The sequence below is a fragment of the Pandoraea bronchicola genome, assembly GCF_902459805.1.
Taxonomy (GTDB): Bacteria; Pseudomonadota; Gammaproteobacteria; order Burkholderiales; family Burkholderiaceae; genus Pandoraea; species Pandoraea bronchicola.
In genome coordinates this window covers 675,849-693,964 of record NZ_CABPST010000001.1, presented here as the reverse complement: position 1 = coordinate 693,964, position 18,116 = coordinate 675,849, and the positions used below count along the sequence as shown (strand labels likewise).

General features: G+C 63.8%; 14 protein-coding genes. 9 read left to right on the top strand and 5 right to left on the bottom strand.

The genetic code is table 11. The features are described from left to right. Positions 1–24 precede the first annotated feature (24 nt). The 5 genes from rodA to PBR20603_RS03130 all read right to left on the bottom strand — a co-directional run bounded on the left by rodA (position 25) and on the right by PBR20603_RS03130 (position 6,210). Positions 25–1,173 (bottom strand): rod shape-determining protein RodA, encoded by a 1,149-nt coding sequence (gene rodA / locus PBR20603_RS03150; RefSeq protein WP_150558316.1) that lies wholly within the window; start codon positions 1,171–1,173, stop codon positions 25–27. Beyond that, a complete protein-coding gene (mrdA, locus tag PBR20603_RS03145; RefSeq protein ID WP_150558057.1) occupies positions 1,173–3,437 on the bottom strand; it encodes a penicillin-binding protein 2 in 2,265 nt (754 codons plus the stop codon). Before mrdA ends, rodA begins: the two co-directional genes overlap by 1 nt. 54 nt (positions 3,438–3,491) lie before the next feature. Beyond that, positions 3,492–4,004: a rod shape-determining protein MreD gene (gene mreD, locus PBR20603_RS03140; RefSeq protein WP_058376794.1), complete on the bottom strand. Its 513-nt coding sequence runs from the start codon at positions 4,002–4,004 to the stop codon at positions 3,492–3,494. A gap of 9 nt (positions 4,005–4,013) precedes the next feature. After that, positions 4,014–4,982, bottom strand: coding sequence for a rod shape-determining protein MreC (mreC, locus tag PBR20603_RS03135; protein WP_150558056.1), 969 nt, complete (start codon positions 4,980–4,982; stop codon positions 4,014–4,016). 184 nt (positions 4,983–5,166) lie between these two features. Next, entirely contained in the window at positions 5,167–6,210 is a 1,044-nt protein-coding gene (locus PBR20603_RS03130; protein ID WP_010805637.1) for a rod shape-determining protein, read from the bottom strand. Between the two features lie 550 nt (positions 6,211–6,760). Here PBR20603_RS03130 and gatC point away from each other — a divergent pair. From gatC to PBR20603_RS03085, 9 genes are all read left to right on the top strand, one after another. After that, the gene (gatC, locus tag PBR20603_RS03125; protein WP_150558055.1) at positions 6,761–7,060 is read left to right on the top strand and encodes an Asp-tRNA(Asn)/Glu-tRNA(Gln) amidotransferase subunit GatC; all 300 of its coding nucleotides are present in this window, start codon (positions 6,761–6,763) and stop codon (positions 7,058–7,060) included. 112 nt (positions 7,061–7,172) lie between these two features. Continuing rightward, positions 7,173–8,663 carry an Asp-tRNA(Asn)/Glu-tRNA(Gln) amidotransferase subunit GatA gene (gatA, locus tag PBR20603_RS03120; RefSeq protein ID WP_150558054.1) on the top strand — a complete coding sequence of 497 codons (1,491 nt, stop codon included), beginning with the start codon at positions 7,173–7,175 and terminating at the stop codon, positions 8,661–8,663. 95 nt (positions 8,664–8,758) lie between these two features. Further along, on the top strand, positions 8,759–9,175 hold the full coding sequence (locus PBR20603_RS03115) for a hypothetical protein (RefSeq protein ID WP_246174388.1): 417 nt from the start codon (positions 8,759–8,761) through the stop codon (positions 9,173–9,175). Between the two features lie 115 nt (positions 9,176–9,290). Continuing rightward, a complete protein-coding gene (gatB, locus tag PBR20603_RS03110; protein WP_150558052.1) occupies positions 9,291–10,763 on the top strand; it encodes an Asp-tRNA(Asn)/Glu-tRNA(Gln) amidotransferase subunit GatB in 1,473 nt (490 codons plus the stop codon). A 225-nt stretch (positions 10,764–10,988) separates the two neighbouring features. After that, on the top strand, positions 10,989–11,795 hold the full coding sequence (locus PBR20603_RS03105; RefSeq protein ID WP_150558051.1) for a polyphosphate kinase 2 family protein: 807 nt from the start codon (positions 10,989–10,991) through the stop codon (positions 11,793–11,795). A gap of 148 nt (positions 11,796–11,943) precedes the next feature. Beyond that, entirely contained in the window at positions 11,944–13,176 is a 1,233-nt protein-coding gene (locus PBR20603_RS03100) for an efflux RND transporter periplasmic adaptor subunit (RefSeq protein ID WP_150558050.1), read from the top strand. Further along, positions 13,173–16,331, top strand: coding sequence for an efflux RND transporter permease subunit (locus PBR20603_RS03095; protein ID WP_150558049.1), 3,159 nt, complete (start codon positions 13,173–13,175; stop codon positions 16,329–16,331). Before PBR20603_RS03100 ends, PBR20603_RS03095 begins: the two co-directional genes overlap by 4 nt. A 533-nt stretch (positions 16,332–16,864) precedes the next feature. After that, positions 16,865–17,461 carry a type 4 pilus major pilin gene (locus PBR20603_RS03090; protein ID WP_174977757.1) on the top strand — a complete coding sequence of 199 codons (597 nt, stop codon included), beginning with the start codon at positions 16,865–16,867 and terminating at the stop codon, positions 17,459–17,461. 55 nt (positions 17,462–17,516) lie between these two features. Next, a complete protein-coding gene (locus PBR20603_RS03085; protein WP_150558047.1) occupies positions 17,517–18,092 on the top strand; it encodes a toxin co-regulated pilus biosynthesis Q family protein in 576 nt (191 codons plus the stop codon). The last annotated feature ends 24 nt before the right edge of the window (positions 18,093–18,116 follow it).

Genomic DNA, 18,116 nt, shown 5'->3' with positions numbered 1-18,116 from the left:
CCGCGTCGTGGTGTCAGCGCACCGTCAACTCTGCATGAGCCGTTTCTCTCGCGCGACACTCATCAGAATGCCGACCCCGAGGCCGAGCGTCACCAGTGCAGTACCGCCGTAGCTCATGAACGGCAGCGGCACGCCGACCACCGGCAGAATGCCGCTCACCATCCCCATGTTCACGAAGGCATAGGTGAAGAAGATCATCGTGACGGCGCCTGCCAGCAGCCGCCCGAACAGGGTCGCACCGGAGGCCGCGATCATCAGTCCGCGCGCGACCAGCAGCAGGTAGAGCACCAGCAGCACGCCTTCGCCGATCAGCCCGAATTCTTCCGCGAACACGGCGAAGATGAAATCGGTGTGCTTCTCGGGGATGAACTCGAGGTGGGCCTGCGTGCCTTTCAGCCAGCCCTTGCCCATGACGCCGCCGGAGCCGATGGCGATGACCGACTGAATCGTGTGGAAGCCCTTGCCGAGAGGGTCTGACGTCGGATCCAGCAGCGTACACACGCGGTGCTTCTGATAGTCGTGCAGGATGTGCCATTCGACATCCGGCTGGCAGATCTTGTCCTCGAGCGCGAGGATCGTGCCGATGCCGAGCACCCCGGCGACGAGCACCGGCAGAATGAGCTTCCACGACAGGCCGGCCAGATAGATCACGTAGAGGCCGGCGGCCGCCACGAGCAGCCCCGTGCCAAGGTCGGGCTGCTTGGCGATGAGCCCGACCGGCACGCCGAGCAAAGCCAGCGCGGCCAGATAGTCGAACCAGCGGATGTTGCCTTCGCGCTTCTGGAAGTACCACGCGAGCATCAGCGGCATGGCGATCTTCATGATCTCGGACGGCTGGATCACCATGCCGACGTTCAGCCAGCGCTTCGCGCCCTTCTTCGTCAGCCCGAACATCGCCACCGCAATGAGCAGCGCGACCCCGGCTGTGTAGAGCGGTACGGCGAACTTCATCAGCGTCTGTGTCGGCAACATGGCCAGCACCCACATCAGAATGAACGTGAGCACGATGTTGCGGAGCTGGTCTTCGACGCGTCCGGGCATATCGATACTCGCGCTGTAGAGCGTGACCAGTCCCACGCACAGCAGCAGGAAGACGATCAGCGCCAGCGGCTTGTCGAAGCCGGCGAACAGGCGCTTGACCTGTTCTTTCCACGTATGTTTGTCGAGCGCCATCATGGCGTTCCTCCTTGCGCGCCTTGTGCGCGAATCGCGGCGCGATGGCGGGCCTCGTCGGCAACGGTCGGGCTCACGGCGGGCTGACGTTGCGGGGCAGGGGCGGGCTTAGGGGGTTCCGGTGCGACCGGGGCCGCAGCGGCTTTGGCCGCGGAGGCCTTGCCCTCAGCCGTGCGCGGCACACTGGCGGCCGCCCCCGATGCGGCAGGCGCAACACGCGCCACGCTCGCCGGGGCGCCGGCGGCACGGCTGCCGAGTTCGGCGGCGCTGGCGGGCGGGGCGTCCGGTGCCGCCGACACGGCCAACGCACCCGAGGCTACGCCCGGTGCCGACGCCGACGCCTGCAATGCGGCCGCTTCGGCTGCACGCTCCTTCGGTTCGTCGATGAGGTAGTAATCGAGCAGACGGCGCGCAACCGGACCGGCCTGCGCGGCACCCCAGCCGGCGTTCTCGACGATCAGTGCAATGGCGATCTTCGGTTCGTCGACGGGGGCAAATGCGATGAACAACGCGTGGTCGCGTTTGAATTCGGGAATCGCGTTGTGGTTGTACTTCTCGTTCTTGCCGAGCGAGTAGACCTGTGCCGTACCGGTCTTGCCGCCCGCCTCATAAGGTGCGCCCGCGAACGCCTGACGGCCCGTGCCTTCCTTGATCACGCCGACCATCGCGCGTTTGACGAAGTCCACGTCCGCCTGCTTGTACGGCAGCCGTGCGCTCTCCTTCGGCACGGTCAACTGACGCGAGTGCGTGACGGGGTCTTCGACGGCTTTGACCAGGTGAGGCTTCATCACCACGCCGTTGTTGGCCAGCGTGGCCGTGGCGTGCGCGAGTTGCAAAATCGTGAACGAGTTGTAGCCCTGACCGATGCCCAGACTGATCGTCTCGCCGTCGTACCACTTCTGCTGTGCGGGCTTCTTGTAGGCTTTGCGCTTCCATTCGGTCGAGGGCAGAATGCCGCGCGCTTCGCCTTCGATGTCGATGCCCGTCAACTGACCGAAGCCGAGCGGCGCCATGAAATCGTGAATGGCGTTCACGCCGAGATCGTGCGCGAGCATGTAGTAATACGTGTCGTTCGACACCACGATCGAGCGGTACATGTCGATCCAGCCCTGACCGTTGCGAACGTCGTTGCGGAACGTGTGGTTGCCCAGCGTGAACGAGCCCGTGTCCTGGAAGCCCCAGTTGGTCGTGCGCTTGCCGAGTTCGAGGGCGGCGAGCGCCATGAACGGCTTGTACGTCGAGCCGATCGGATAGGTGCCGCGCAGCGGACGGTTGAGCAGCGGCCGGTCGGGCGAGTTGTTCAGGGCGTCCCAGTTCTGCTGGTCGATGCCTTCGACGAACATGTTCGGATCGAAGCTCGGGGCCGACACGAACGCGAGCACGTCGCCCGACTTCGGCTCGATGGCGACGACGGCGCCGCGGCGTCCGGCGAAGGCCTGCTCGGCCACCTGCTGGAGCTTGATGTCGATGGACAGCACGAGGTTGTCACCCGGCGTGGCGGGGGTGCGCGAGATCGTGCGCACCGGACGGCCGCCGGCCGTCACTTCGATTTCCTCGAAACCGGTAATGCCGTGAAGCTGCGTCTCGTAGCTTTGCTCGACACCGATCTTGCCGATGTAGTCGGTGCCCTTGTAATTGTTGACGTCACGGCGGATGTCGTACTTGGCGCTATCGCTGTCGTTCTCGTCGCTCATCGCTTCGATACGCTGGCGATCGCGCTGCGAGATCCGGCCGATGTAGCCGATCACGTGCGCGGCCGTCTCGCCGAGCGGGTACTGACGGAAGAGACGAGCGTGCACATCCACGCCGGGGAAACGGAAGCGCTGTGCGGTGAAGCGGGCGACTTCCTCGTCGGTCAGCCGCGTGCGGATCGGCAGGCTCTCGAAGCTCTTGCTGTCGTCCATGAGCTTCTTGAAGCGGGCACGGTCGCGCGGCGTGATCTCGATGACGTCGGACAGATCGGTGACGAGATCCTCGAGCGGACGGCCGATCTTCGACGGCGTAATTTCCAGCGTGTAGGCGGAGTAGTTGCGCGCGAGCACCACGCCGTTGCGATCCATGATCACGCCCCGGTTGGGCACGATCGGGGCGAGCGAGACGCGGTTTTCGTCGGCTTGCAGCGCGTACTGGTTGTGACGGAAGACCTGCAGGTAGACGAAACGCACCGCGAGCAGGCTGAAGCAGATCAGCACGAAAAGCGCAGCCGCCGTCACCCGCAGATGAAACGTCTGCAGTTGTTGCTGGGGATTCTTGAACTCGGTCATTCTGGCTGGGCTGGCGGAACTCTGTGGCGCGATCGTGCGGGCGTGGGGCCCATCTCAGATCGGACGCGTGTCGTCGCGGTCGACGGCGCGTTTCTGAGGCGCCAGCAGCAGGATACTGATCACCGGCCAGAGCAAGGCTTCAACGAAGCTCGCCGCAAGCGGCCACCAGCCCGGAAATGCCGCGCCGGTCGCCAGACGAATGATGAACGGTACCACGTGAGCGAGCAGTAGCAGCGGCAGTACCGTCAGCGCCTGACCGAGCAACGTGAAGAACAGGACGCGGCGGTGAATCATGATCGCGCCGTAAGACAGCAGCGTGTAGGCGAGCGCATGCTCGCCGAGCAGGCCGGCGTTGTGCACGTCCATGAGCAGCCCGACGAGGAACGCCACGCCCATGCCCACCTTGCGCGGCTGGTGGATGTTCCAGAACATCAGCACCAGCGCCACGAAGTCGGGCATGGCGGGGGCGTGGCCCCATGGCATCAGGTTCACCAGAAACGCCACCACGAGACTGAGCGCGATGAAGTACGGATTGACCGGCAGCAGAATGTATTGCGGTCGTGGCATGTCGATTCCTCAATGGCCCTTGCGGACGGCCGGCGCGCGCTTCGGATCGGCGCGCGTGCCCCCCTTCTGGCCGGGCTTTTCGCCGCTTGCCGACGGATCGGAGGCGCGCGCGAGATCGGCGGCAGCGTCGGGATGCAGGGCGAGCGGCGTGGTGTATTGCAGCACCAGCACCTGACGCTGGCTGCGCAGATTGGCCACCGGCTGACACAGAATGCGCGCAAACGCGGTATCCGAGACGCGGTCGACCTTGGTAATACGGGCCACGGGCAGGCCGGCGGGGTAGATGCCGTCCAGACCGCTGGTGGCGATTTCGTCGCCGACCTTGACGTCGGCCGACAGCGGAATGAAGCGCAGGTCGAGCACGTCGCCGCGCAGTCCGCCATAGATCACGCTGTGAACGCCGCTGCGCGTGACTTGCACGGGGACGGCCTGTTCCTTGTCGGTGAGCAGCGTGACTTCGCTTTGCAGCAGGAAGACACGTGATACCTGGCCAAGCAGCCCCTGTTCCGTGACGACCGGCGCGCCGAGCTTCACGCCGTGCTTCGTACCGCGATCGATGACCACGCGCTGTGTGAACGGGTCGCGCGTGTCGTATTCGATCTCGGCGGGAATGCTCGGCACGGGCAGGCGCTCGCGCAAGGCGAGCATCTGGCGCAGATGTTCGTTCTCGGCCACCAGCTGGTTATTGCGCTGGGACTGCACGGAGAGTTCGAGGTTTTGCTCGCGAAGCGTGCGGTTCTCGCCGCTGAGTTGCGACTCGGTCGAGAAAAAGCCCGCCACGCCGAGAATGGCGTCGCGCGGCAACAGCATCATGCGTTGCACCGGGTAGAGCGCGGTGCCGACGACCGACCGAACCCGCTCCAGCGTGTTGTAGTGCGAGTCGACCACGAGCAGGCCGATGGCGAGCGCGACGAAACAGATCAGCCGGGCCAACGCCGACGGTCCCTGTTTGAACAGTGGCGGCGGACTGTACTGCATGGTGGGCCCTTCAGGGGAGCACGCGCAGCGAATCGCTGCGGTGCGCGAATGGTGTCAGTCGGGCGCGACGGAACGGCATGACGACAGGCTCCGTGCGCGTGGTCTTGCTGCGTGGCCGGCCGTGCCTGGCGAGGTGTGGAAGGGATTGCCCCACCGCGCCGGACGACGAACCACGCACGTTGGCTTACTCGTAGGAGAAGATGCTGCCGAGCTTGTCCATGCGCTCGAGTGCCATGCCCGAGCCGCGCACCACGCAGGTCAGCGGGTCTTCGGCGACGAGCACCGGCAGGCCGGTTTCTTCAGCGAGCAGACGATCCAGATCACGCAGCAGCGCGCCGCCGCCCGTGAGCATCATGCCGCGCTCGGCGATGTCGGCGCCCAGTTCCGGCGGGGTTTGTTCCAGTGCAATCTTCACCGACGACACGATCTGGTTGAGCGGATCGGTCAGCGCTTCGAGGATTTCGTTGCTCGAAATGGTGAAGGCACGCGGAATCCCTTCCGAGAGGTTACGGCCCTTGACTTCCATTTCCTTGACTTCGGAGCCCGGGAAGGCCGAGCCGATTTCCTTCTTGATCGCTTCCGCGGTCTGCTCGCCGATCAGCATGCCGTAGTTGCGGCGGATGTAGTTGACGATGGCTTCGTCGAACTTGTCGCCACCGACGCGCACCGAGCCTTTGTAGACGATACCGCCCAGCGAGATCACGCCCACTTCGGTCGTGCCGCCGCCGATGTCGACGACCATCGAGCCCGTGGCTTCCGAGACCGGCAGGCCGGCACCGATGGCCGCCGCCATCGGCTCTTCGATCAGATACACCTGCGAGGCGCCGGCACCGTGCGCGGCTTCCTTGATGGCGCGACGCTCGACCTGGGTCGAACCGCACGGCACGCAGATGATGATGCGCGGCGACGGCGAGAACAGACGCGACTCGTGCGCCATCTTGATGAACTGCTTGATCATCTGCTCCGTCACGGTGAAGTCGGCGATCACGCCGTCCTTCATCGGGCGGATTGCCTCGATGTTGCCCGGCACCTTGCCGAGCATCTGCTTGGCTTCCTTGCCGACGGCCTGAATCGTCTTCTTGCCGCTCGGGCCACCTTCCTGGCGAATGGCGACGACCGACGGTTCGTCGAGAACGACGCCCTTGCCGCGCATGTAGATGAGGGTGTTGGCCGTGCCCAGGTCAATGGCCAGGTCGTTGGAGAAGTAGCTGCGAAGAAAACCGAACATGCAAAATCCTGTGTTTGCGTGAGGCTGTCCCAATGGATGTGACTGGGACGGCTGCCTGTCATCTGGGTTCCGGACTGTTCGCAAAAAAATCGCCAGGCGCCACGCGGCGGCTCGCGAAACATGCGGACAAACCGAGGAATGCTGTACCGGGCAGGAGGCGGGGCTGCCGTCATAAATCCGTCGCGTCAGGGTCTTCCAATGGACTGCGCGATCGTCTGTCGCGCCCCCCGGACTGACCGTGGCCCACCTGCACGACAGCGGCGAAGGGTGCAAAAACACGCTCCGACGCAAATTTAATGCGCAATGATACCTTATAATTTCGCAGGTTTTGCAGGAAAAACGAGCACGTTGAGACCACATTCGACGCCCTCGGCGTCTGGGCCGGGAGCCTTGTGGCACGGCGCGCCAGCCCTCCTGCGCAGCCCGGTGCACGGAGTAAAACCGCAGACGAGTCTGAACTCGTTCGCGCATTCTCCGCATTCTGTCCCTAATATTGGCGTCATGTATGCATCCGGTTGCTCCCCAATGCGCATTTTTTCGGGATTTCTTCATGGCTTTGAATCTCTCAGACGTCAAACGCATCGCTCATCTCGCGCGTCTCGAGCTGGCCGATGACGAGGCGGCTCACATGGAAAAGGAGCTGAACGGCTTCTTCGTGCTCGTCGAGCAGATGCAATCGGTCGATACGAAGGGTGTCGCCCCGCTTGCGCATCCGATCGAGCAAATTCAGGCGGTTGCCCAGCGGCTGCGTACCGACGCCGTGACGGAACTTGTGGACCGCGAGGCGAATCAGCGTCCGGCCCCCGCCGTGCAGGACGGCCTCTATCTGGTGCCGAAGGTCATCGAATGAGTCCGGCGCGTTGCGTCGCGGCCGGCCCGCTCGGCGCGGCCGGCGCCCACGCAACGGTTTGCCGCGCGCCATCGGCGCACCTCATTCCCTCATGCGCTACACAGCAGCCACCATGGAACAAGATCTGATTCATTTGCAGGATTTGCGCGCCGCGCTCGACGCCAAGCGCGTCTCGAGCGTCGAGCTGACGCAGCACTATCTGGACCGCATTGCCGGTGCCGCCGATTTGAACGCGTTCGTGCACGTCGATGCCGAGGCGAGTCTCGCGCAGGCACGTGCCGCCGACGCCCGCATTGCCGCCGGCGACGGCGCGAACCAGCCCCTGCTGGGCATTCCCGTCGCGCACAAGGACGTGTTCGTGACACGCCACTGGCGCAGCACGGCAGGCTCGCACATGCTCGAGAATTACGTGAGCCCGTATGACGCGGCCGTGGTCGAGCGTCTCGCAGTCGCCGGTATGGTCACGCTGGGCAAGACCAATATGGACGAGTTCGCCATGGGCTCGTCGAACGAGAATTCGTATTACGGCCCGGTCAAGAACCCGTGGGACAAGCGCGCCGTGCCCGGCGGTTCGTCGGGCGGGTCGGCCGCCGCTGTGGCGGCGCGTCTCGCGCCGGTCGCCACCGGCACCGACACCGGCGGCTCGATCCGTCAGCCGGCCGCCTTCTGCGGCGTAACCGGTATCAAGCCGACGTACGGCCGCGTGTCGCGTTACGGCATGATCGCGTTCGCTTCGTCGCTCGATCAGGGGGGGCCGTTCGGTCACAGCGCGGCAGATTGCGCATGGCTGCTGAACGGCATGGCGGGCTTCGACGCCCGCGACTCGACCAGCCTCGAGCGTGCCGACGAAGATTTCGCGCGCGGTCTGGGCAAGCCGCTCGATGGCGCCACGGCGGACAAGCCGCTGGCAGGACTGCGTATCGGTCTGCCGGCCGAGTACTTCGGGGAAGGTCTCGACACCGATGTGCGCGAGGCCATCGACAACGCCCTGCGCGAGTTCGAGAATCTTGGCGCCGTGCGCGTGCCGGTGTCGCTGCCGAAGACGGAACTGTCGATCCCGGTGTACTACGTGCTGGCACCGGCCGAAGCCTCGTCGAACCTGTCGCGTTTCGACGGTGTGCGTTTCGGCCACCGCGCGGCCGAGTATCGCGATCTGCTCGACATGTACAAGAAGTCGCGTGCCGAAGGTTTCGGCACCGAGGTCAAGCGCCGCATTCTCGTGGGCACGTACGTGCTCTCGCACGGCTACTACGACGCCTACTATCTGCAGGCGCAGAAGATTCGCCGCCTGATCGCTCAGGACTTCCAGAACGCGTTTGCGCAGTGCGACGTCATCATGGGTCCGGTGGCGCCGTCGGTCGCGTGGAACCTTGGTGAGAAGAGCGCCGATCCGGTGCAGATGTATCTGGCAGACATCTACACGCTGTCGGTCAGCCTGGCCGGTCTGCCGGGCATGAGCCTGCCGGTCGGCACGGGACGCGATGCGCGTCCGGTCGGCCTGCAACTGATCGGCAACTACTTCGACGAAGCCCGCCTGCTGCAAGTGGCCGACGCGTTCCAGCGCGCGACCGACTGGCACAAGCGCGCGCCGGCGGGCGTCTGATCATGAGCCGCCCGCGCGTGGTGACGTCTCTCGCTCCCGCTGGCTCGCGCACCGCTGCGCTGGCCCTGGCCTCGAAGGGGCTGGCGCTGGCCGGCATGGTGCTCACGCTCGCGTCGTGCAGCCTGCCGTTCGGTCGGCCGACGCCGATCGCGTACCGCGAGATCAATCTGTCCGGCTATTGCTCGCAGACGGATGAAGACGGTTTTCGCGAACAGGCGACGCTCAAGGTGTCGGCCAATCAGGTGCAGTCGCTCGACTGGCGTCTGTGGGTCGGCAAACGCGGGAGCTGCCACTTCAATCTGGCGGACTTTCACCAGACGCAATGGCGTCCGAGCATCGAACTGCGCGCGAACAGCGGGAGTTGCAAGCTGCTCATCTGGCAGGACCCGGGCAATGTGACCATCGGCCACGCGAACTGCGAGGCGTATTGCACGCCGGGCATTTACGAGAACGCATGGCCGGTGAGTTTCGATCCGAGTTCGGGGATTTGCGCGGCGGGCACTCGCCGATAAGCGCCGGTCAATACGGGCGAACAGGAACAGGCCGGAGCGTCACCGCAGCGGAGACGACCGGCGGCAAGGGCAGGGCGAATGCGCCATGCCGACAAGTTGAGACAGGGTGAACCTTATGCAATGGGAAGTCGTTATTGGTCTGGAGACGCACACACAGCTCTCCACCGCTTCCAAGATTTTCTCGGGCGCATCGACGCAGTTCGGCGCGGCCCCCAACACGCAGGCCTGTCCCGTGGATCTGGCGCTGCCGGGCGTGTTGCCGGTGCTCAATCGCGGCGCGGTTGAGCGCGCGATCGAATTCGGTCTGGCCATTGGGGCGACGATTGCGCCGCGCAGCATTTTCGCGCGCAAGAATTACTTCTATCCCGATCTGCCGAAGGGCTATCAGATCAGCCAGTACGAAATTCCGGTGGTGCAGGGCGGCTCGCTGAAGATTCAGGTCGAAGCCGATGCCCGCACCGGCCGTGAAGCCTATGAAAAGGTCGTCACGCTCACGCGCGCCCACCTTGAGGAAGACGCAGGTAAATCGCTGCACGAAGACTTTGCCGGCATGACCGGCATCGACCTGAACCGCGCCGGCACGCCGCTGCTCGAGATCGTGACCGAGCCCGACATGCGCAGCGCTGCCGAGGCGGTGGCCTATGCGAAGGCGTTGCACGGGCTGGTGGTGTGGCTCGGTATTTGCGACGGCAACATGCAGGAAGGGTCGTTCCGTTGTGACGCCAACGTCTCGGTGCGTCCGGTCGGTCAGAAGGAATTCGGCACGCGCGCCGAGATCAAGAACCTGAACTCGTTCCGCTTTCTCGAAGAGGCGATTCAGTACGAAGTGCGCCGTCAGATCGAACTGATCGAAGACGGCGGTACGGTGGTGCAGGAAACGCGCCTGTACGATCCGGACAAGAAGGAAACGCGTTCGATGCGCAGCAAGGAAGACGCGCACGACTACCGCTACTTCCCGGACCCGGACCTGATGCCGCTCGTGATCGACAGCGAATGGGTCGAACGCGTGCGCGCCGCGCTGCCTGAGCTGCCTGCCGGCATGCAGGTGCGTTTCGTCGAATCGTACGGTCTGTCCGAGTACGACGCCGCCGTGCTTACCCAGTCGAAGGCCCAGGCGGCTTACTTCGAAGCCGTGGTTGCCAAGGCGGGCAAGGCGAGCGCCAAGCCGGCCGCCAACTGGATCATGGGCGAACTGTCGTCACTGCTCAACCGGGAGGACATCGGCATTGCCGACAGCCCGGTGTCGAGCGCCCAGCTCGCGGGGCTGCTCGCCCGCATCGCCGACAACACGATCTCCAACAAGATCGCGAAGGAAGTCTTCCAGTTGATGTGGGAAGAGCGCGCCACCGACGAAGGCGCGGCAGACCGCATCATCGAGGCGAAGGGTCTGAAGCAGATCACCGACACGGGCGCGATCGAGAAGATCATCGACGAAGTGCTGGCCGCCAACGCCAAGTCCGTCGAGGAATTCCGCGCGGGTAAGGAGAAGGCGTTCAATGCGCTGGTCGGTCAGGCGATGAAGGCCACCAAGGGTAAGGCCAACCCGGCCCAGGTCAACGAGTTGCTCAAGAAGAAGCTCGGTGCCTGACGGCGGTTGAGGCTGCCGCCATTGCGGCGGCCGAAGCGCATCAAAAAAGCGCGGTAGCCGGTTCGGCGCCGCGCTTTTTGTTTGTCGGCCCGTCGTGTCGCGCCCTTTGTTGCGCCTTGGGTCGTCTGATCGCGCCGGACGACTCGCTTATGCCGCGCCTCTTTTCTCGCTTACGCAAATTGCGCGATACTGCCGGCTAGCCAGTCATGAGGAGAGGAGTGGGCGATGTTCGAGAAATTCCGCGTACCGCTGGGCAAGAAGCTCGACCTGTCGGACTACGATCCGGCTGAAAAGCCATTCTCGGGGGACAACAAGGACGACGACAAGACTCGCATGGCCGAATTGGCGTTCAAGCTCGACGAGTTGCAGACCATTCTGCACGCCAACAGCCGGCACCGCGTGCTGCTCGTGCTGCAAGGCATGGACACCAGCGGCAAGGACGGCACCATTCGCGCGGTGTTCCAGAACGTCGATCCGCTCGGTATTCGCGTGGCCAATTTCAAGGCGCCCACGCCGATGGAGATCGCGCGTGATTTCCTGTGGCGCGTTCACGCGGCCGTGCCTGCGGCGGGCGAGCTGGTGATCTTCAATCGCAGTCATTACGAGGACGTGCTCATCACGCGTGTACATGACTGGATCGACGCCGACGAGTGCAAGCGCCGCTACACGCACATCAACAACTTCGAACGCCTGCTTGCGGACAACCACACGCACATCATCAAGTGCTTCCTGCATATCTCGGCGGAAGAGCAGCGCAAGCGCCTGCAGGAGCGCATCGACGATCCGAACAAGCACTGGAAATTCGATCTGAACGACATCAAGGAACGCAGCTTCTGGCCGCAATATACGAAGGCCTACGAAGCGGCTTTATCGGCCACCTCGACGGAAGATGCGCCGTGGTATATCGTGCCTTCCGACTCAAAACGTCACCGTAATCTAATGGTGGCAGAGTTGCTGGTGCAGGCGCTGACCGATCTGAAGTTGTCCTATCCGCCCGCCCGGCCAGAACTGATGGGCATGAAGGTGGAATGACGCGGCGCTGCGCTGCAACAAAAATACAAACAGGTATGACGCGAACGGCTGTGGCGAGCCGCAGCCGTTTTGATAGAAGAAACAGGCGCGGCCGGGCGAACGGGGGTTTGCCGGGCAATGGGCGTCGCATGGGGAAACGGGGAAGAAGATGAGTGACGAGAACGCCCGCCGGCATGTGCCGGGGGACGCTGCCGAGCGCGGGCATCAGACGGCTACCGAGGGTGGCGCAGGCGGTACGCCACGAGGCGCGACGCGCTCGCGCCGCTGGGTTGCCGGGGTGCTGGCGGTTGTGGTGATTGCCGGGAGCGGCGCATGGTTGCGCTCTCGCGGTGCAGAGAAGCCCGCCAAGGCCGCGTTGGCCCCCTCGGTGACCGCCGCCACCGTCGAAGTGCGCGACGTGCCAGTGCGGCTCATCGCCAACGGCACGGTTACGGCGCGCCAGACCATCGACGTGCGCCCGCAGATTTCCAGCACGATCCGTCAGGTACACATCAAGGAAGGCGACTTCGTCAAAGCCGGGCAGTTGCTGTTCTCGCTCGATGCGCGCATGGACGAAGCCAACCTCAAGAAGGTGCAGGCGCAACTGGCGAAGGACGAAGCCGATCTCGCCAACGCCCGCCGCACACTCGCTCGCACGAAGCAACTGATCGCCGAGCATTTCGTATCGCAAAGCGCGCTCGATACTGCGCAGAGCAGCGTCGACAGCCTGACGGCGCAGGTCGCTGCCGACCGGGCTGCGATTTCGGCCAGTCAGGTCGCCGTCGACTACAACCAGATTCGCGCGGGTATCGACGGCCGCACGGGGGCGATCAACGTTCATCCGGGCAGTCTCGTCACGCCGGGCGGCGCGGCGCTCGTGAGCATCACCCAGCTCGATCCGATCGACATCAGCTTCACGTTGCCGGAAGGCGCACTCGCCGAGTTGCAAGCCGCGCGTGCCGGCGGCCCGGTCGCCGTGACGGCCACGCTCGGCACGACCGGCATGACGGCGACGGGGCAACTCAGCTTCATCGACAACGCGGTGGACTCGCAGACGGGCACGATTCGCCTGAAGGCCGCCTACGACAATCGCGATGCGAAGCTGTGGCCCGGCATGTATCTCAACGTTGCGGTGATCGGGCGGGTGCTCAAGCAGGCCAGCGTGGTGCCGCCGCAGGCGGTGCTGACCGGCCCCGACGGCAAGTTCGTCTATGTGATCGGCGCAGACGGCAAAGTGAGCGCGAAGCCGGTGAAGGTCGGCTATGTGGAAGCCCGGCTCGCGGTCGTCGAAGGCGTGCCCGCGGGCGCGCGCGTGGTGCAGGAAGGCGCGGAAAACCTGCGTCCGGGCAATGCGGTGACGATCGTGGCGTCGCGTGAGGGTGCCGCAGGCAAAGCGCCATGAACCTGTCCGAACTTTGTATCCGCCGGCCGGTCATGACGATCCTGCTGTGCGTGGCGGCCGTCGTGGCTGGCCTGATCGCGTACGGCCAGATTCCGATTTCTGCCCTGCCCAGCTACAACTCGCCGGTCATTCAGGTGACGGCGACACTGCCCGGCGCGAGTCCGGAGACGATGGCCGCGTCGGTGGCCGCGCCGATGGAAAAGCAGTTCTCGACGATTGCCGGTGTGGCGGTCATCAGCTCGACCAATACGCAGGGCACCACGTCGATCATCATTGAATTCGACAGCGACCGGGATATCGACGCCGCCGCCGTCGACGTGCAGGCGGCGCTGTTCCGCGCGCAGCGCAAGCTGCCGGTGGAAATGACCACGCCACCGTCGTATCGCAAGGTGAACCCGGCCGACGCGCCGATTCTGTTCCTCGCGATGAATTCGCCGTCGATGTCGCTGGCCGAACTCGACGACTACGCGGAAAACCTCGTCTCGCCCACGCTTTCCACGCTGCCGGGCGTGGCGCAGGTGCTGATCTTCGGGCAGAAGCGTTTCGCCGTGCGCGTGAAGGCGCGTCCCGATGCGCTGGCGGCGCGCAAGCTCACGCTCGACGACGTGGCGCGCGCGTTGGCCTCGGCCAACGCGAACAGCCCGGTGGGCACACTCGACGGTAATCGCCAGACCCTGACCATCGAGGCCAACCGTCAGATGACGAAGGCCGAGCAGTTCGCGAACCTCATCATCGCGAGCGTCAACGGCAACCCGGTGTATCTGCGCGATGTGGCCGACGTGCAGGACAGCGTGGAATCCGTGAAGACCGGCAGCTGGGTCAACGGCGAGCGCTCGATCGTGCTTGCGGTGCTGCGTCAACCCAATGCAAACACGGTCGCCACCGTCGATCAGGTCAAGGCGGCGTTGCCGCGGCTCGCGGAGCAGATGCCGCAGTCGATTCAGGTCAAGCTGCTCAACGATCGCTCGGTGTCGATTCGCGAATCCATCGACGACGTGCAGTTCACGCTCGGCCTGACGGTGATTCTCGTCACGCTGGTGATCTTCCTGTTCCTGCGGCGTCTGGCGGCCACATTGATTCCGGTGATGTCGCTGCCTGTGTCGTTGATCGGCACGGTCGCGCTCATGAAGGGCATGGGGTATTCCATCGACAATATTTCGCTGCTGGGCATCACGCTCGCGGTAGGGCTTGTCGTGGACGACGCCATCGTGATGCTCGAGAACATCGTGCGCCACATCGAGAACGGCGTGCCGCCGCTGCGTGCGGCGCTGGTCGGCTCGCGCGAAATGGGTTTCACGATTCTGTCGATCTCGATTTCGCTGGTGGCCGTGTTCATTCCGATCTTCTTCATGCCGGGTGTGATCGGGTTGATGTTCCACGAGTTCGCCGTGGTGGTGTCGCTGGCGATTCTGGTGTCGGCGGCGGTCTCGCTCACGTTGATTCCGATGCTGTGCAGCCGCTATCTCAAGCACGAGCAGGACGAAGGGCTCGGACTGCGCGCCACGCAGTGGTTCGAGGATGGCTTCGTGTGGGTACAGAACGGCTACGTGCGCAGCGTCGATTGGTGCCTCGCGCATCGCAAATGGGTGATGGGGGCGGCGGGGGCCACGTTCGTCGCCACGGGCGTGCTGTTCGCCACGATTCCGAAGGGCTTTTTCCCGAGCGAAGACATCGGGCAGGTGCAGGTGACGGCCGAAGGTGCGCAGGACATTTCGTTCACGGCCATGTCGGCGTTGTTGCGCCAGGCGGGCGACATCATCCGCGCGAATCCGGCCGTCGAGACAGTGATCGTCTCAGCCAGCGACAGCAATCAGGGCCGCATGTTCATCAACCTGAAGCCGCACGGCGAACGTCCGCACATGAGCGAGGTGCTTGAAGTGCTGCGGCGCGATGTCAAACAGGTGCCGGGGCTCAATGTCTACTTCAATCCGGTGCAGAACCTGCAACTGGGCGGCAAGCAGAGCAAGAGCCGATATCAGTATGTGATGCAGAGCGTGAAGCCGGGCGAGATGCAATTGTGGTCGGACCGGCTGATGAACCTCATGCGTGCCGATCCGATCTTCCGCGACGTGACGACCGACGCGCAGATGAAGGGTCTGCAAGCGCAGCTCACCATCGACCGTGACAAGGCGAACACGCTGGGCGTGGCCATTGGCGATATTCGAAGCGCGTTGTACAGCGCGTTTGGCGAGCGTCAGGTGTCGACGATCTACACGCCGAGCGACAGCTATCAGGTGATTCTCCAGGCTGACGACAACGACCGTCGCGACGAAGGGGCGTTCGACAAGATCTACGTGCGCGGCAAGGGCGGTGCGCTCGTGCCGCTCTCGGCCGTGGCAACCGTCGAGCGCAAGATGGGGCCGGTGGCGGTCAACCATCAGGGCCAGTTGCAGGCGGTGACGCTGTCGTTCAACCTCGCGCCGGGGGCGGCATTGGGCGATGCGTCGCAGAAGATCGTGGGGTTCCAGCGCCAACTGGGCTTCCCGCCGAGCATCATCACGAGCTGGGGGGGCGACGCGGCAGCGTTCCAGAAGTCGCAGTCCAGTCAGATCGTGCTGCTGGTCGGCGCGTTGCTCGTGATCTACGTGCTGCTCGGCGTGCTCTATGAGAGCTACATCCACCCGATCACGATTCTCGCGGGCCTGCCGTCCGCGGCTGTCGGTGCGCTGATTACGCTGCGTCTGTTCGGGATGGATCTCTCGCTCATTGCGGTGATCGGCGTATTGATGCTCATCGGTATCGTGAAGAAGAACGCGATCATGATGATCGACTTTGCGCTCGACGCGCAGCGCAATGGCGGCATGACACCCGCCGAGGCCATTCGTCAGGCATGCGCGCTGCGCTTCCGGCCGATCATGATGACGACGCTCGCCGCACTCATGGGTGCGTTACCGATTGCGCTCGGCCTTGGCGCAGGCGCAGAGTTGCGTCAGCCGCTCGGGTTGGCAGTGGTCGGCGGCTTGCTGTTCTCGCAGGTCATCACGCTTTACATCACGCCGGTGATCTACCTCTATCTCGACCGGTTCGCCGGGAAGGGGCCGCTCGTGCTGCCCGGCGACAAGGCGGCAAACGATAGCGTCGAGACGCATGGGAGCGGTGCCAATGAGCACGGTGCGGCCCGTGTCGACGGCCCTCACGCGGGCACGGCGCATTGAGGCTAGGCATCCTGAAGTCGTGAAACCGAAGGCAGGTGGGGCGAATATCGCGTTTTGCGCCACCTGACTTCGGGACCTCACGCGGACAGCGAACCCGCGTACGCATGGCATGCAATGTGCCTTGTGAAAACACTGAATAGCACCTTCGGCCAACGACGTTGTGAATACTCTCGTTGCGGTTGGGCTAATTCCGACGATCGAAAAGATCGCCATGGCGGCACCGATTCTCGGTGATCCGCGTCCCCCCTTGTTCGGCATGCGCTGGAAGGCACGGCGTTGCACTTTGGCGATGGTCATCGACTTATCTGAATTGATGCGCCAATGGGTGGTTTCTTGCACCTCGCATTTGTCAATTTGCGAAAAATCTGGATAACACGCGATAACGCCGTGCTCGGTGTTCAGGCATAAATCGCCCCTGTCGCGGCTTAGGGGAGACATCGCTTGGCCGCGCGATTTTTCCAATCGATTTGCTCAGGATGAGGGATATGAACATGCAAGTGAACGGGGGCGCACTCGTACCGATGAAAAGCAAAATGGTCAGCCGCTTGAACAAGCGCCGTCAGCGCGGTGTGACGCTGGTGGAGCTGTCGGTGGCCGTGGCGGTGATGGGCCTGATCATGGCCGGTGCGATGGTCGGGGTGCCGCGACTGATGAACTCGGTGCGGGTGAATCAGGAGATCAAGGACTGGCAGATGGCGGTGGTTTCGGTGCAAAACGCTGTCTTGTCGGGGCAATTGACCGCGAAGACCGCCGCGGAAGACATGGACAAGATGGGGTTGTTCAACGGCATGACACCTGTTGCCGGTCAGGCTGGCGAATATCTGAACCGCTTCGGCGGAAAGATGAAAATGGAACCGATCACGTCCGCTATCGCCAATGGGCCCAATTTTGGCGTGAAGGTCACGTCCGAGGAAGTGCCTAGCGACCAGTGCCAGAAATTCATGACCACGTTGCAGTCCAACTTTACAACCATCAGCGTGAACAGCACGAACCTCAAGGATATGAGAACGCCGTTCAAGATGGGCGATCTGGCAACGGCTTGCCGATCCTCGGATGCGAACAGCGCAGACGGGGAACAGAAAAATAACCTGACGAAGGCGAAGCTCGAATTCACCATCAGCGGCTCCTGATCTCGTGATCGAACCACATCCGGCATTTCGGCATTGAATTCGACGTGAGGAAAAGATGCGCATCAAAAGGATGCTGACCGCGGCAGTCGCGTCAACCGTATGGTCGAGCGCGGCGCTCGCTCTGGAGAGGGCTCAGGAGGAACATCGGTCGCCTGACATCGAGATCGCCTTCGCCAGCCATAAACCGTTGACGTCCGGCGGCGCGGCGCCGGCGATGACGCCGCCGCCGCGTTCCCTTGCGAGTGCGCTGGAGCCGCTGCCATCGAGCGATGTGTTGTCGGATGTGGCTTCGATGCCCGAGCCGTCATCGCAGACTGTGCAGTCTGCGGCAGCTCAGGAGTCTCCCGAGCTACCCGCGCAGGTTGAGGTTCGCGAGCTTCTCGAACTGTTCATGTCGCCCGGCGACGGCCGCGTGTCCGTGGCGCTTCAGCGTTATCTGGAAGGGCACGGCTGGCAGCTCGCGTGGGAAATCGACCGCGACTTTCCTATCGAGTATCCGGCCACGTTCAGGGGTGACTTCCTCGGCATCGTCGAGCAGATCGTGGTCTCTCTGCAGAACACCGATGCGCCCATTCGCGTGAAAGTCTACGAGGCCAACCGCGTGCTGCGCGTCGTTCACGCCACACAATAACGAGCGCTGCGCACCCCCCGGGCG

Excerpts from the sequence above, each read along its gene's own strand:
- PBR20603_RS03100 (WP_150558050.1), top strand. The coding sequence starts at position 11,944 with ATGAGTGACGAGAACGCCCGCCGGCATGTGCCGGGGGACGCTGCCGAG.
- mrdA (WP_150558057.1), bottom strand. The coding sequence starts at position 3,437 with ATGACCGAGTTCAAGAATCCCCAGCAACAACTGCAGACGTTTCATCTG.
- gatB (WP_150558052.1), top strand. The coding sequence starts at position 9,291 with ATGCAATGGGAAGTCGTTATTGGTCTGGAGACGCACACACAGCTCTCC.
- PBR20603_RS03085 (WP_150558047.1), top strand. The coding sequence starts at position 17,517 with ATGCGCATCAAAAGGATGCTGACCGCGGCAGTCGCGTCAACCGTATGG.
- mreD (WP_058376794.1), bottom strand. The coding sequence starts at position 4,004 with ATGCCACGACCGCAATACATTCTGCTGCCGGTCAATCCGTACTTCATC.
- mreC (WP_150558056.1), bottom strand. The coding sequence starts at position 4,982 with ATGCAGTACAGTCCGCCGCCACTGTTCAAACAGGGACCGTCGGCGTTG.
- PBR20603_RS03115 (WP_246174388.1), top strand. The coding sequence starts at position 8,759 with ATGGTGCTCACGCTCGCGTCGTGCAGCCTGCCGTTCGGTCGGCCGACG.
- rodA (WP_150558316.1), bottom strand. The coding sequence starts at position 1,173 with ATGGCGCTCGACAAACATACGTGGAAAGAACAGGTCAAGCGCCTGTTC.
- PBR20603_RS03095 (WP_150558049.1), top strand. The coding sequence starts at position 13,173 with ATGAACCTGTCCGAACTTTGTATCCGCCGGCCGGTCATGACGATCCTG.
- PBR20603_RS03105 (WP_150558051.1), top strand. The coding sequence starts at position 10,989 with ATGTTCGAGAAATTCCGCGTACCGCTGGGCAAGAAGCTCGACCTGTCG.
- PBR20603_RS03090 (WP_174977757.1), top strand. The coding sequence starts at position 16,865 with ATGGTCAGCCGCTTGAACAAGCGCCGTCAGCGCGGTGTGACGCTGGTG.
- gatC (WP_150558055.1), top strand. The coding sequence starts at position 6,761 with ATGGCTTTGAATCTCTCAGACGTCAAACGCATCGCTCATCTCGCGCGT.
- gatA (WP_150558054.1), top strand. The coding sequence starts at position 7,173 with ATGGAACAAGATCTGATTCATTTGCAGGATTTGCGCGCCGCGCTCGAC.
- PBR20603_RS03130 (WP_010805637.1), bottom strand. The coding sequence starts at position 6,210 with ATGTTCGGTTTTCTTCGCAGCTACTTCTCCAACGACCTGGCCATTGAC.